Source organism: Albimonas donghaensis (genome assembly GCF_900106695.1).
GTDB lineage: Bacteria > Pseudomonadota > Alphaproteobacteria > Rhodobacterales > Rhodobacteraceae > Albimonas > Albimonas donghaensis.
The window spans coordinates 342041-355957 of the sequence record NZ_FNMZ01000004.1; the positions used below are offsets into that span (position 1 = coordinate 342041).

At 70.2% G+C, this 13917-nt stretch carries 11 protein-coding genes; 7 read left to right on the forward strand and 4 right to left on the reverse strand.

Going from position 1 to position 13917, the window contains the following annotated elements; translation table 11 throughout:
* Positions 1 to 34: 34 nt before the first annotated feature.
* Entirely contained in the window at positions 35 to 655 is a 621-nt protein-coding gene (locus BLV24_RS13685) for a nicotinate-nucleotide adenylyltransferase (protein ID WP_281242925.1), read from the reverse strand.
* A 192-nt stretch (positions 656 to 847) separates the two neighbouring features.
* Between BLV24_RS13685 and BLV24_RS13690 the strand changes: the two genes are divergently transcribed.
* The 7 genes from BLV24_RS13690 (at position 848) to BLV24_RS13720 (ending at position 11050) form a co-directional block, all read left to right on the forward strand.
* Positions 848 to 1813, forward strand: a complete 966-nt coding sequence (locus BLV24_RS13690) for a bifunctional helix-turn-helix transcriptional regulator/GNAT family N-acetyltransferase (protein ID WP_092682659.1) — start codon at positions 848 to 850, stop codon at positions 1811 to 1813.
* Positions 1814 to 2042: 229 nt separating this feature from the next.
* Complete coding sequence (gene ettA / locus BLV24_RS13695; RefSeq protein ID WP_092682661.1) at positions 2043 to 3710, forward strand: energy-dependent translational throttle protein EttA; 1668 nt, start codon at positions 2043 to 2045, stop codon at positions 3708 to 3710.
* Positions 3711 to 3734: 24 nt separating this feature from the next.
* On the forward strand, positions 3735 to 4568 hold the full coding sequence (locus BLV24_RS13700) for a GIY-YIG nuclease family protein (protein WP_092682663.1): 834 nt from the start codon (positions 3735 to 3737) through the stop codon (positions 4566 to 4568).
* Positions 4569 to 4962: 394 nt separating this feature from the next.
* Positions 4963 to 6615 carry an ABC transporter substrate-binding protein gene (locus BLV24_RS13705; RefSeq protein WP_092682665.1) on the forward strand — a complete coding sequence of 551 codons (1653 nt, stop codon included), beginning with the start codon at positions 4963 to 4965 and terminating at the stop codon, positions 6613 to 6615.
* Positions 6616 to 6799: 184 nt separating this feature from the next.
* Positions 6800 to 7750 (forward strand): ABC transporter permease, encoded by a 951-nt coding sequence (locus BLV24_RS13710; protein WP_176954755.1) that lies wholly within the window; start codon positions 6800 to 6802, stop codon positions 7748 to 7750.
* A 20-nt stretch (positions 7751 to 7770) separates the two neighbouring features.
* Complete coding sequence (locus BLV24_RS13715; protein ID WP_092682667.1) at positions 7771 to 8922, forward strand: ABC transporter permease; 1152 nt, start codon at positions 7771 to 7773, stop codon at positions 8920 to 8922.
* A gap of 4 nt (positions 8923 to 8926) precedes the next feature.
* Positions 8927 to 11050, forward strand: a complete 2124-nt coding sequence (locus BLV24_RS13720; protein WP_092682669.1) for a dipeptide ABC transporter ATP-binding protein — start codon at positions 8927 to 8929, stop codon at positions 11048 to 11050.
* Between the two features lie 261 nt (positions 11051 to 11311).
* Here the strand turns inward: BLV24_RS13720 and BLV24_RS13725 are convergent, their stop codons facing one another.
* From BLV24_RS13725 to BLV24_RS13735, 3 genes are all read right to left on the reverse strand, one after another.
* Positions 11312 to 11788, reverse strand: a complete 477-nt coding sequence (locus BLV24_RS13725) for a hemerythrin domain-containing protein (RefSeq protein ID WP_092682671.1) — start codon at positions 11786 to 11788, stop codon at positions 11312 to 11314.
* 232 nt (positions 11789 to 12020) lie between these two features.
* Positions 12021 to 13082 carry an alcohol dehydrogenase gene (locus BLV24_RS13730; RefSeq protein WP_092682673.1) on the reverse strand — a complete coding sequence of 354 codons (1062 nt, stop codon included), beginning with the start codon at positions 13080 to 13082 and terminating at the stop codon, positions 12021 to 12023.
* A 25-nt stretch (positions 13083 to 13107) separates the two neighbouring features.
* Positions 13108 to 13890, reverse strand: a complete 783-nt coding sequence (locus BLV24_RS13735; protein WP_092682675.1) for a glucose 1-dehydrogenase — start codon at positions 13888 to 13890, stop codon at positions 13108 to 13110.
* Positions 13891 to 13917 lie beyond the last annotated feature (27 nt).

Genomic DNA, 13917 nt, shown 5'->3' on the forward strand with positions numbered 1-13917 from the left:
GACGGCGCTTCCGCCTGCCGGAAGGGCGCTTCGGTCAGTCCGCGGGGCCGCCGCGCGTCGGCCAGCGCCCCGCGGCCCGGATGCGGGTGGAGGAGTGGTCCGACATCGCCCCGCCCGCCATCGCCCAGGCCGGGGCCTGGCGCAGGGCGAGCGCGCCCTCGGACCCCGCCGGCAGCCGCGCGGAGGCGAAGCGCCGCGCCATGGGCGAGAGCCCCGCGCGAAGCTGGGCGCCCGGACGCCCCAGCACGCCGATGGGGGTCGTGCGGGCGATCTCGGCCCAACGGTCCCAGCGGTGGAAGGCGGCGAGATTGTCCGCACCCATCAGCCACACGAAGCGCACGCCCGGATAGCGGGCGCGCAGGCTGCGCAGGGTGCGGGCGGTGTAGCGGGCGCCGAGCCGGGCCTCGATATCGGTGATCTCGACCCGCGGGTGGCGCATGACGGCCCGGCAGGCCTCCATGCGCAACGCGAGGTCGGCCGGCCCGCGGGCCTTGAGCGGGTTGCCGGGCGAGACCAGCCACCACACGCGGTCCAGCCGGAACCGGGCCAGCGCCTGGCGGGTGATATGCACATGGCCGGGATGCGGCGGGTCGAAGGAGCCGCCGAGCAGCCCCACCCGCAGTCCCGGAACCGCCCTGGGAAATCCCTGGAACACGCCGGCTGGTCCTCCCTTTCGGGCCCGATCCTGTCGCCGGGGCGCCGCTGGGTGGTTTGTCGCCAGAGCCCGCGGCGGTGTCAATCGAGCGGCGCGGAGCGGCCGGGCGGACTTGCGGCCGCGGACCATCTGACTTAAGTCAGAAACTATTCCTGACCTGAGTCAGGCAATCGGCTGCCCCGGAGACGGACGATGCCCCAGGATCACGCCCCCGAGACGCCCCCCGCCGATCCGCCCCCCGCCGATCCGGGCGACATCGCCCGCTTGCGCCGCTTCAACCGCGCCGCCACCAGCGCGGCGGGAGTGCTGGACGCCTCCTTCCTCGGGCGCGGGCGGCCGCTGGGCGAATCGCGGATGCTCCACGCGCTCGGCCCCGACGGGGACGAGGTCGGCGCGGCGCGGGCGCGGCTGGGGCTCGATTCGGGCCTGGCCTCGCGCCTGCTGCGCTCGCTCGAGGCGGAGGGGCTGATCGAGACCGTCCGCCACCCCGAGGACGGGCGCCGCCGGATCGCCCGCCCCACGGCCCGCGGCCGGGCCGAATTCGCGGCCTATGAGCGGCTGTCCGACGCCCACGCCTCGGCGACCATCGCCCGGTTCGGACGGGCCGCGCCGGACCTGCTGGCGGCGATGGACCGGCTCGCCTGCGCGCTGGGGGCGGATCGGATCGCCCTGCGCGTGGCCGACCCGGAAAGCCCCGAGGCCAAGGCCTGCATGGCCGCCTATTACGCGGAGCTGGACCGCCGCTTCGCCTCGGGCTTCGACGTGGACAGTTCCGGCGACCCGGAGGCCGCGTCGATGCGGGCGCCGCGCGGCGCGTTCCTGCTGGCCGAGTTCGACGGCGCCGCCATCGGCTGCGCCGGGCTCGCGGGGCCGGAGGCCGCGCCCTCCGAGGGGGGGGACGGCGAACAGGACGCCGGGCGCACCGGGGAGATCAAGCGGGTCTGGATCGCCCCGCAGGCCCGCGGGCTGGGCCTGTCGCGCCGGCTGATGAGCCTGGCCGAGGACGTGGCGCGGGGGCTCGGCATGACCCGCCTGCGGCTCGACACCAACGGCGCGCTGACCGAAGCCGCAGCGCTCTATCGCCGGATGGGCTGGCGCGAGATCGAACGCTACAACGACAACCCCTATGCGGAGCTGTTCTTCGACAAACCGCTCTGACGCGCGCGCCTTCCGACGTTCCGAAGCCGCGGCCCCGACGGCTCGCCCGGCCGCGCCCGCGCGCCGCCGCGGCGCGTCCCCGGATGCGCCCGGCCGCACGGTTTCCCGGCCCCTGCGTCACCACAGGACCCCCAGGGCCCCGAAACCGCCCCCCGACGCCATTGCACCGCCCCCGCGCCCTAGGTAGAACCCCGCGCGAAACCCCTAGGCTGCGAGAGGATCGAGGACCATGGCCTCCTACCAGTACGTCTATCACATGGACGGCGTCTCCAAGGCCTACCCGGGCGGCAAGAAGTGCTTCGAGAACATCCGGCTGAACTTCCTGCCCGGCGTCAAGATCGGCGTCGTGGGCGTCAACGGCGCCGGCAAGTCGACCCTGCTGCGCATCATGGCCGGCATCGACAAGGACTTTCAGGGCGAGGCCTGGGCCGCCAAGGGCGCCAAGGTCGGCTACCTGCCCCAGGAGCCGCACCTCGATGAGACCAAGACCGTGCGCGAGAACGTCATGCTCGGCGTCGCCGAGAAGACCGCGCTGGTCGAGGAATACAACGCCATCGCCATGAAGATCGCGGAAGACTACACCGACGAGCTCATGGAGAAGATGACCGAGCTCCAGGACCAGATCGACGCCCAGAACCTGTGGGACATCGACAGCCAGGTCGACGTGGCGCTGGAAGCCCTGCGCTGCCCGCCGGACGACGCCAACGTCGCCGAGCTTTCGGGCGGCGAGAAGCGCCGGGTGGCCCTGTGCAAGCTGCTGCTCGAAGCGCCCGACATGCTGCTGCTCGACGAGCCGACCAACCACCTGGACGCCGAGACCATCTCCTGGCTCCAGAAGCACCTGATCGAGTACAAGGGCACGATCCTGATCGTGACCCATGACCGCTACTTCCTCGACGACATCACGTCGTGGATCCTGGAGCTCGATCGCGGCCGCGGCATGCCCTACGAGGGCAACTATTCCCGCTGGCTGGAGCACAAGGCCAAGCGGCTGGAGCAGGAAGCGCGCGAGGACAAGTCCCGCCAGCGCGAACTGGGCCGCGAGCTGGAATGGGTGCGGTCGAACCCCAAGGCCCGCCAGGCCAAGTCCAAGGCCCGTCTGACCCGCTACAACGACCTCGCCAACCGGTCGGAGCGCGAGCTGGTCGGCGTCGCCCAGATCATCATTCCCAACGGCCCCCGGCTGGGCGGCAAGGTGATCGAGGTCGAGAACGTCAAGAAGGGCTTCGGCGACAACCTGCTGATCGACGGCCTGTCCTTCACCCTGCCGCCGGGCGGCATCGTCGGCGTGATCGGGCCCAACGGCGCCGGCAAGTCGACGCTGTTCCGGATGCTCACCGGGCAGGAGACGCCGGACGACGGCTCGATCACCTTCGGCGACACGGTGAGCCTGAGCTATATCGACCAGTCCCGCGACGCGCTCGATCCCAACAAGAACGTGTGGGAGGAGATCTCGGACGGGCTCGACATCATCAAGCTCGGCCAGGCGGAGATCCCGTCGCGCAACTACGTGGGCGCGTTCAACTTCAAGGGCTCCGACCAGCAGAAGAAGGTCGGGCTGCTCTCGGGCGGTGAGCGCAACCGCGTGCATATGGCCAAGCTGCTCCGCTCGGGCGGCAACGTGCTGCTGCTCGACGAGCCGACCAACGACCTCGACGTGGAGACGCTGCGCGCGCTGGAAGACGCCCTTCTGGAATTCGCGGGCTGCGCGGTGGTCATCTCGCATGACCGCTGGTTCCTCGACCGGATCTGCACGCATATGCTGGCCTTCGAGGGCGACAGCCACGTGGAATGGTTCGAGGGCAACTTCGAGGACTACGAGAAGGACAAGATCAAGCGCCTGGGCCCGGACTCGGTCGAGCCCAAGCGGATCAAGTACAAGAAGTTCTCGCGCTGATCGGCGCGCGGGGGCGGGCGCGGGATGTTCGATTTCACCGAAATCGTCGAACGTCTCGGGCGCGTCCCCGCCGCCACGCGGCTGTTGCGGCATGACCGCGTGGGGCTGGCGCACTGGCGCAAAGGCCGGGATCGCTTCGGCGCCTTCGTCAGCTACCAGCTCGCCGCCAACTCGCCCTATGCGAAGGCCGAAGCGGCCTGCCATTTCGTGCCCGGGCCGCCCGCGCCCGGCGGCGGGTTGACGGCGCTGTTCGTCGGCGCCACCCGCATCCTCGGCAAACGGCCCTGGGACGGCGTGGCGCGACCTGCGCTGGATCATCCCGACGTTATCGAGACTTCCGACAAGCCCGTCGAAGTGTTCGACCTCGCCTGGATCGAGTCGTTCGAACCCTGGGAGGGACGCATCCTGATCGACTGGGGCGGCTCGGCTCGGGCCTGGTCGCAATGGGCCCATCGGCAGCGCAAGCCGGTGCTGGAGCTGCGCGCCTCCGCGGCCGACCGCCCCTTCCCCGGCTTCGTGGATTTTCTCGAGAACGTCCGCGACGTTCCCGAACTGCCGCAGGCCTGGCAGGGGGCGCTGGCCTCCGTCGGCGGGGTCTACCTGCTGGCCTGCCTCGAAAGCGGCCGGCTCTATGTCGGCTCCGCCACCGGCGTCGAGGGGTTCCTGTCCCGGTGGACCGCCTACGCCGCGGACGGGCATGGCGGGAACCTGCTGCTCAAGGAGGCGAGCAAGCGGGACTACATGGTCTCGGTGCTGGAAGTCGCCTCGCCCGCCGCTTCCCAGGCCGACCTGCTGGCGCGCGAGGCGCTCTGGAAACGGCGGCTCGGAACCCGGGCGCATGGTCTCAACGCCAACTGACGCGTCTCGGAGCGTGTTCACGGCGCTCCGCTCGCCGGCCGCCGCGCTTCGCGGCGCCCGTTTTGACCATGATCGATTACCCCGCACGGGCTGTTGACCCCTCCCGCCCCTCGGTGCGATCCTGAACGGGCTCCGCGCGTTCCGCGTCGGACGCCCGCTTTCGCCGCGCCGCACGGCGCTCCGCCCCCGCAGGCCCGCCGGCCCGCATGTCGCGAACCGTTCATGCCCGGTCGCAAACCGGCCCTGCGCGCAGGGCGCCGCATGGCGGGCGGCCTCAGGCCGGCGGCCGATCATGACCCAACGTCACGGTCCTGCCGGCGACCCTTCGCCCGGGACCGCCCCATATAAAGCCGACCGCCCCGACGCGCCCGGCGCCCAACAGGAGAGACCCGAGATGAGCCGCGACACGATCAACGGCCGCCCCCTGCACCCCGCCATCGACACCTATGCCGACGAGGCCCGCGAAGGGCAGCTCCCCCGGCGCGAGTTCCTGGCGCTGGCCACCGCGCTCGGCGCCACATCGGCCGCGGCCTACGGGATGCTGGGGCTCGCCGCCCCCTCCCCCGCCCGCGCCCAGTCCGCCGGCGGCACGCTGCGCTGCCAGATGGAGATGAAGCCGGTCAAGGACCCGCGCGCCTTCGACGGCTCGGAGATGGGCAACGTCGCCCGCGGCCTGATCGAGACCATGGTCCGCTACACCAAGGACTTCACCTTCGAGCCCTGGCTGCTGGAAAGCTGGGAGGTCTCGGACGACGCCAAGACCTACACGCTCAACGTCCGCAAGGCCGTGAAATGGTCCAACGGCGACGACTTCACCGCCGATGACGTGATCTACAACCTCAACCGCTGGTGCGACGCGAAGGCGGAGGCGAACTCCATGGCCTCGCGCATGGCCTCGCTGATCGACCCGGAGACCTCGCGCGCCGGCGAGGGCGTGATCGAGAAGATCGACGACCACACCGTCCGGCTGAACCTGCGCGTCGCCGACATCACCGTCATCCCCAGCTTCTGCGACTATCCCGCCCTGCTGGTGCATCCGACCTTCGACGAGACCGGCGCCGACATCCTCGCCTCCAGGATCGGGACCGGCCCCTACATGATCGACCGCATGGAGGTCGGCGTGGGCGCCACCCTGACCAAGCGCGGCGAGTGGTGGGGGGGCGACGTGCCGCTCGATACCATCGAATATGTCGACTACGGCACCGATCCCTCGGCGCTGGTCGCGGCCTTCGAGGCCGACGAAGTGGACATGTCCTACTGGTCCAACGGCGAATTCATCGAGATCTTCGACAGCCTCGACCTGAAGAAATGGGAGACCGTCACCGGCGGCACCCTGGTCAGCCGCATGAATGTCGAGGCCGAGGTCGACGGCAAGAAGATCTACGCCGACCCGCGCGTGCGCCAGGCGATCCTGATGGCGGTGGACAACGACGTGGTGCTGGAACTGGGCTATGCCGGCCAGGGCCAGGTCGCCGAGAACCACCATGTCGGCCCGATGCACCCGGAATATTTCCCCCTGCCCAGGAAGACCCGCGACCCCGAGGGCGCCATGGCCCTGATGACCGAAGCCGGCATGGCCGATTACGAGCATGAGCTGATCTCGATCGACGACGACTGGCGCCGGGCCACCACCGACGCCATCGCCGCCCAGCTCCGCGATGCGGGGATCAAGGTGAAGCGGACGATCCTGCCCGGCTCGACCTTCTGGAACGGCTGGACCACCTACCCGTTCAGCTCCACCGACTGGAACATGCGGCCGCTGGGCGTGCAGGTTCTGGCGCTGGCCTACCGCACCGGCGAGGCCTGGAACGAGGCCGCCTGGTCGAACCCCGACTTCGACGCCAAGCTCGCCGAGGCCATGTCGATCGCCGACGCCGAGAAGCGCCGGGAGCTGATGGAGGAGATCGAGACGATCCTCCAGGACGCGGCCGTCATCATCCAGCCCTACTGGCGCAACCTCTACCGTCACACGAAGCCCAACGTGATGGGCGCGGACATGCACCCGACGCTGGAGCATCACCACGACCTGTGGTCGATCGAGGCCTGACCGACCGGCCGCGCCCCCAGGGGCGACGCGCCTGACACGGGGACCGCGCCCGCCGCGGTCCCCGCCGCCCCCCGCCCCACGCCGCCCCCGCCCCACGCCGCCGCAGGCCCCCGGCCGCCAACCCGCCCGAGCCGCCGCGCGCCCCCGCCCTTCGCCGGGACCGCCGCCGCCAGGAGGACCGCCCTTGATCGGCTTTCTCGTCAAGCGTCTCGGCCTGATGGCGCTGACCGCGCTGGTGCTGACCTTCGTGGTCTTCGCGCTGACCAATCTCGAACCCAACCTGGAGAAGCTCGCGAAGGAGCAGAACTTCTCCCGCATGTCGGACGAGCAGGTGGCGAGCTGGCTGGAGAAGGAGGGCTACAACCGCCCCCTGGTCAATCGCTACGCGGAATGGGTGATCCAGGCCGGCTCCGGCGATCTGGGCCAGTCCACCCGCTTCCGCGAGCCGGTGGCCTCGATCCTCGGGCCGCGGCTGTGGCTGACCGCCAAGCTGATGTTCTGGGTGATGATCGTGATGGTGCCCTGCGCGCTGGCGCTCGGCGTGCTGGCCGGGATGCGCGAGGGGTCGCGCACCGACCGGACGCTGTCCACCGTCGCCATCGCCTCGACAGCCACGCCGGAATACGTCTCGGGCGTGATCCTGGTGACCATCTTCGCGTCTTCGGCGGTCGGGCTGAAATGGCTGAAGGGCTCCGCGACCTCGGCGGCCGAGAACATCACCTTCGAGAATTTCGCCCTGCCCGTCGCCACCATGGCGCTTTACGGCATGGGCTATATCGCCCGCATGACCCGCGCCTCCATGGCCGAGGTGATGACCGCGCAATATATCCGCACCGCCCGGCTGAAGGGCGTGAGCTTTCCCCGCATCGTGGTCGGCCATGCGCTGCGCAACGCGCTGATCGCGCCCTTCACGGTCATCATGCTCCAGTTCCCGTGGCTGCTGACCGGCGTGGTGATCGTCGAGACCCTGTTCAACTACAAGGGCTTCGGCTGGCTGCTGGTGGAGGCCGCGTCCAACAACGACATCGAACTGCTGCTGTCGTGCTCGGTGGTGGCGGTGGTGGTGGTGCTGGCCACCCAGCTGATCTCCGACATCGGCTACGTGTTCCTCAACCCGCGCATCCGCGTGCGCTGAGACGAAGGGGGGAGGGGATCATGGAACCGCTCGGATGGGGCGCGATCTTCGCGCGGATGGCGCTGGCGTTCTGGCCGGTCTGGCTGTCGCTGGCCGCGGTCTTCGCGCTGTCCATCGGCTTGAGGCGCCGGCTGGGGCTTTACGGCCGGCTGTTCGACAGTCCGATGGGGATGATCGGGCTGGCGCTGGTGCTGTTCTGGGTGTTCGCGGCGGTCTTCGCCGACGTCATCGCCCCCTTCGGCCCGCTGGAGCAATATTCCGGCATGAAGAACATCAAGCCCGGCGCCTTCCTCGGCGACGACGGCGGGGTGTTCCTGCTGGGCGGCGACAACCTCGCGCGCGACGTGTTCTCACGCATGGTCCACGGCGCCCGCACGGTGCTGGAGATCGCGCCCGCCGCCACGCTTTTCGCCTTCATGGTGGGGATCACGCTGGGCCTGCCGGCGGGGTTCTTCGGGGGGACCGTGGACACGGTGCTCAGTTTCCTCGCCAATCTGGTGCTGGCCTTCCCGGTGATCCTGCTGTTCTACCTGCTGGTCACGCCCGAGATGCGCGAAACCGCGATCCCCACCGCGCTGGCGGCGACGCTGTTCGTCTTCCCCATCGTGTTCTTCCTGCTGCTGTTCTGGTCCCGCTACGGCGAGGACCCGGCCCGCGCCGCCCCCTTCATCGGGACCACGCTGGTTCTGGGGCTGTGGGTCTATTCGGGGCTCGCCTTCAACGCCGATCCGCTGGGCGTGTTCTCGATGGATCCGAACCTGCTGAACATCTTCGTCTCGGTGGTCTTCGTGAACGCTCCGACCGTGTTCCGCATCGTCCGCGGCCTGGGCATGGACATCAAGACCCGCGACTATGTCGCCGCCGCCCAGACCCGCGGCGAGGGCGCGTGGTACATCATGCTGTGGGAGATCCTGCCCAATGTCCGCGGCCCCCTGATCGTCGATTTCTGCCTGCGGCTCGGCTACACGACCATCCTGCTCGGCACGCTCGGCTTCTTCGGCCTCGGCGTCAGCCCGGAGAGCCCCGACTGGGGCATGACCATCAACGAGGGTCGGCGGCTGCTCTCGATCTACCCGCATCCCGCCCTGCCCCCGGCGCTGGCGCTGATCTCCATGGTGCTCGGGCTGAACCTGCTGGCCGACGGGCTGCGCGAACAGTCGATGAAGGATTGAGCCGATGACCTCAGACGGCGCCCCCTCCGACGCCTGGGACGGTCCGATCCTGGAGATCGACGACCTCTCCATCTCCTTCTTCACCCGGTCGGGAGAGATCCCGGCGGTGATGAACTTCTCCTGCGCGGTCCAGCCCGGCGAGGCGATGGGGCTGGTGGGCGAATCCGGCTGCGGGAAGTCCACGGTGGCGCTCGGCGTCATGCAGGACCTGGGGCGCAACGGGCGGGTGACGGGCGGCGCCATCCGCTTCAAGGGCCGCGATCTGGGCGCCATGTCGGAGCGCGAGCTGCGCGCGCTTCGCGGCTCCGAGATCGCGATGATCTACCAGGAGCCGATGGCCTCCCTGAACCCGGCGATGAAGGTGGGCGCGCAGCTTGCCGAAGTGCCGATGATCCATGAGGGCAAGTCGGCGGCCGAGGCCCGCCGCATGGCGCTCGACATGATCGCCGCGGTGCGCCTGCCCGACCCCGAGCGCATCGCGAGGGCCTATCCCCACCAGCTGTCCGGCGGCCAGCAGCAGCGCATCGTCATCGCCATGGCGCTGATGTCCAAGCCCGCGCTGCTGATCCTGGACGAGCCGACCACCGCGCTCGACGTGACGGTGGAGGCGGGGATCGTCGATCTGGTCAAGGGGCTGGGGCGGGAGTTCGGCACGGCGCTGCTGTTCATCTCCCACAATCTCGGCCTGGTGATGGAGACCTGCGACCGGCTCTGCGTCATGTATTCCGGCGAGGCGGTGGAGACGGGCTCCATCGCCACCGTCTTCGACCACATGCGCCATCCCTACACGCAGGGCCTGTTCCGCTCGATCCCCCTGCCCGGCGCCGACAAGACCGCGCGGCCGCTGATCGCCATTCCGGGCCAGTTCCCCCTGCCCCACGAACGCCCGCGCGGCTGCAATTTCGGCCCCCGTTGCGGATATTTCGAGGCCGGGCGCTGCGACCGCCGCGACATTCCCATGGACGACATCCCCGGCCGCGACCGCCACGAGAGCCGCTGCCTGCGCTGGCGCGAGATCGACTGGGAGGCCGGGCCGGACATCGAGGCCGGCGCCGGCCCGGTGGCGCCCGGCGAGGTGGTGCTGAAGGTCGACGGGCTTTCCAAGCGCTACGCCGTGGCGACGGGCGGGATTTTCGGCGGCGGCGAGACCCGCGTGGTCAAGGCCAACGAGACGCTCAGCTTCGAGGCGCGCGAGGCCGAGACCCTGGCCATCGTGGGCGAGAGCGGCTGCGGCAAGTCCACGCTGGCCAAGGTGCTGATGGGGCTGGAGGACGCGAGCGAGGGGACCGCCGATCTCGAAGGCGTGGACCTCGGCGCCACGCGGGTGGAGAAGCGGACGAAGAAGACGCTGGGCGCGATCCAGATGGTCTTCCAGAACCCGTTCGACACGCTCAACCCCTCGCATTCCATCGGCGCCCAGATCATCCGGGCGCTGGAGAAATTCGGCGTGGGGACCACGAAGGCCGAGCGCGAGGCGCGCATGTTCGAACTGCTCGACGTGGTGAAGCTGCCCCGCGCCTTCGCCGCGCGCCGTCCCCGGCAGCTGTCGGGCGGGCAGAAGCAGCGCATCGGCATCGCGCGGGCCTTCGCGGGGGACGCGCGGGTGGTGGTGGCGGACGAGCCGGTCTCGGCGCTGGACGTCTCGGTGCAGGCGGCGGTGACGGGCCTGCTGACCGACATCCAGCGGGAGCGGCGGACCACGATGCTGTTCATCAGCCACGATCTCGGCGTGGTGCGCTACCTCGCCGACCGGGTGCTGGTGATGTATCTGGGCCATGTGGTGGAGATCGGGACCACGGATCAGGTCTTCGCCCCGCCCTATCACCCCTATACGGAAGCGCTGCTGTCGGCCGTGCCGGTGGCGGACACGCGGGTGAAGCGCAAACGGATCGTGCTGGACGGGGACATCCCTTCGGCGATGAACCCGCCGCCGGGCTGCCCGTTCCAGACCCGCTGCCCCCGCAAGGCGGATGTGCCGGGGAACCTGTGCGAGACGGAAATGCCGCCGCTGCGCAGCCTCGCGGAAGGGCATCAGGTGAAGTGCCACCTGGCCGACGACATCCTCGCCGCGATGGCGCCGGTGATCGAGCTGGCCCCCGCCGAGGAAGACGCCGCCCCCCCCGCCTGATCGGGCGCCCCCCGCCCCCCGGCCGCGCTTTCCCCCCGCAGCGGAGGGAGCCGCGCGCCGACCCGGTCAAGGGCGGCGCCGCGGCGCCCGCGCGGCGTGCGGACCGGGGGCCTGCGACCCCGCCGCCTGCGGCCCGCGTCGGTCACCGCCCCGCGGCCTCGCCACGAGCGACCCGGCTTCAACGCCGCGCGGGCGCCCCGTCGCCACGGGCGGAAGGGTCGACGCGCGGCTTCCTCCCGAGGAGCGGACGCGGCGGAGGGGTCATTCCTCGAGGCTGTCGGCGGCTTTCTCGTCGACCAGCATGCGCTCCGCCTCCTTGCGGGCGCCGAAGTCCTTCGCGAAGCGCTCGGCCTGTTGGTCGTCGAACACCGCGCGGGCCTGGGCGAAGATGTCCTCCTCCTCCTCCTCCATGTGATGCTCGTAATCATGGCGGAGCTGCTTGAACTTCGCGAGCCAGGCCGGCGAGGACATGTCCATGCCGTTCAACTCCTCCATCAGGTCGTCCATCTCCTTGTGCTCGGCGACCGAGTGGCGGGCGTCGTCCTGGCCCTCCGGGCGCTCCATCAGCTTGGAGTAGAAGGTCTCCTCCTCCGCCGCGGCATGGGACTTCACCTCGTAGTAGAACTGGGTCCAGAGCCGGCGACGCTCCGCCGAGTCGCCCGAGGTCTCCCCGATCGCGCCCAGCAGGCCGCGATGCTTGCCGTGGTCCTCTTCGATGGTCTTGTAGATGTCGGTCATGTCCGCGCTCCCTTCGACTTGCGGCGGCTGGTCGGAGACGGACCCGCACGGCCCGCAAATCGTCAGCTAGCGGCGGGCCGGGCGCGAATGCGGCGAAGCCGGGGCGATTTGTCGGCGGCGCGCGCGGGGCCGGCCCCCTGCTCGCGCGGGAAAGCCGCTCCCGAACGCGAACCGCCCCCGGACGCGAGGGTCCGGGGGCGGCGATCTGATCTTCGAAACGGGCGGGGGGCCGTCAGTCGGTGGTCAGCACCACGCGGCCGACCACGTTGCCCTCCAGCAGGTCGACGACCGTGTCATAGGCCTTTTCCAGCGGCCGCTCGGTGATCGGCACCGACTTGACCTTGCCGGCCTTCACCAGCTCCATCAGCTCGCGCAGGTCGTTGCAGGACCCGACATAGGAGCCCGCGACGGTCAGCGCCATCTGGGGCAGCTTGGGCAGCGGCGCCTTGAAGGTGCCGCCATGCAGGCCGACGATCACGTATTTGCCGGCCTTGGTCAGCCCCTCGAAGCCCAGCTTCGACGTCGCTTCGGCGCCCACGGTGTCGAGCACCGCCATCAGCTTGCCCTCGGAGGCCTTGCGCAGCTCATCCAGCGCGCCCTCGCCCGCATCGCGCACGTCGATGGTCCGGTCCGCGCCCATGTCCACGGCGGCCGAGAGCTTCTCCTGCCCCATGTCCACCGAGATCACGTTCTTGAAGCCCATCGCCTTGGCGATGGTGATGGCGGCGAGCCCCAGCCCGCCCGCGCCCATCACCGCCAGCCACTCGTCGTCGCGGATCGGCTTGAGCTTCTTGAGCGCGGTGAACACCGTCACGCCCGAGCACGCGTAGGGCGCCGCAACCGAGGGGTCGACATCGCCGATATCCACCAGGAACTTGGAATGGGGCACAACCACATGGGTGGCGAACCCGCCGGGACGCACCACGCCCAGCGCGGCCATCTTGGCGCAGAGGTTCTCGTCCCCCTCCTCGCAGGCCGCGCATTCGCCGCAGCCGATCCAGGGATGCACCAGCATGGTCTTGCCGATCGGCGCGTCGGTCGCGTCGGGACCGGCGGCGACCACTTCGCCCAGGATCTCGTGGCCCAGCGTGTGCGGCAGCTTCATGCCGCGGTCTTCCATCTTGAACTTCTGACCGTCGCCGTAGTCGAAGAAGCCCTCCCAGATATGGACGTCCGAGTGACACACGCCGGAGCGCCGGACCCGCACCACCACTTCCGTGCCGGTGGGGGTCGGGTCCTCGCGGTCGATGGCCTCGAAGGGCTTGCCGAATTCGACGAGCGCGTAGCTGCGCATAGGGGTCTCCTCCCGTGGATTGGTCTTAGATCGTGCGGCCGCCGTCGACTTCGAGCACCACGCCGGTGATGAAGTCGGCCTCGTCCGAGCAAAGGTAGAGCGCCGCGTTGGCCACGTCGCGCGGGGTCGACAGGCGGCCCAGCGGGACGGTGGCCTTGAAGGCGGCGCGCTTCTCCGGCGTGTCCTCGCCCATGAAGGTGGCGAGCAGCGGCGTCTCGCCGGCCACCGGGGCGATGCAGTTCACGCGGATGTTGTCGGAGGCGAACTCCACCGCGAGCGAGCGGCTCAGCAGGTTCACCGCGCCCTTGGTGGCGTTGTACCAGCTCAGCCCCGGCCGGGGCCGGATGCCGGCGGTGGAGCCGATGTTGAGCATCACGCCGCCTCCCGCCGCCCGCCAGCGCGGCACGATGGCCTGGGAGAAGTTCCAGATCGACTTGACGTTGACCGCGAAGACCTTGTCGAACTCGGCCTCCGTCACGTCGAGCGCGGGCATGTTGCGATGCGACCAGCCGGCGTTGTTGACCAGGATGCGGGCCGAGCCCATGCGCGACGCGGCCTCGTCCACCGCCGCGGCGACGGACGCCGGGTCCGCCACGTCGCAGCTCAGCGCGAAGGCGCCATGGCCGATGGTCTCGGCGACCTCGGCGGCCTTGTCGGCCTGAAGATCGAGCAGCGCGACGGTCGCGCCCTCGGCGGCGAAGCGCTCCGCGATGCCGAGCCCGAAGCCCTGCGCGGCGCCTGTCACCAGGCAGGTCGCGCCTTCCAGGCGCCCCGCTCCCGTCCCTGCTCCGGTCCCTGTTCCGGCCATCGCCATACCTCCCCGTATGTCTGTTAT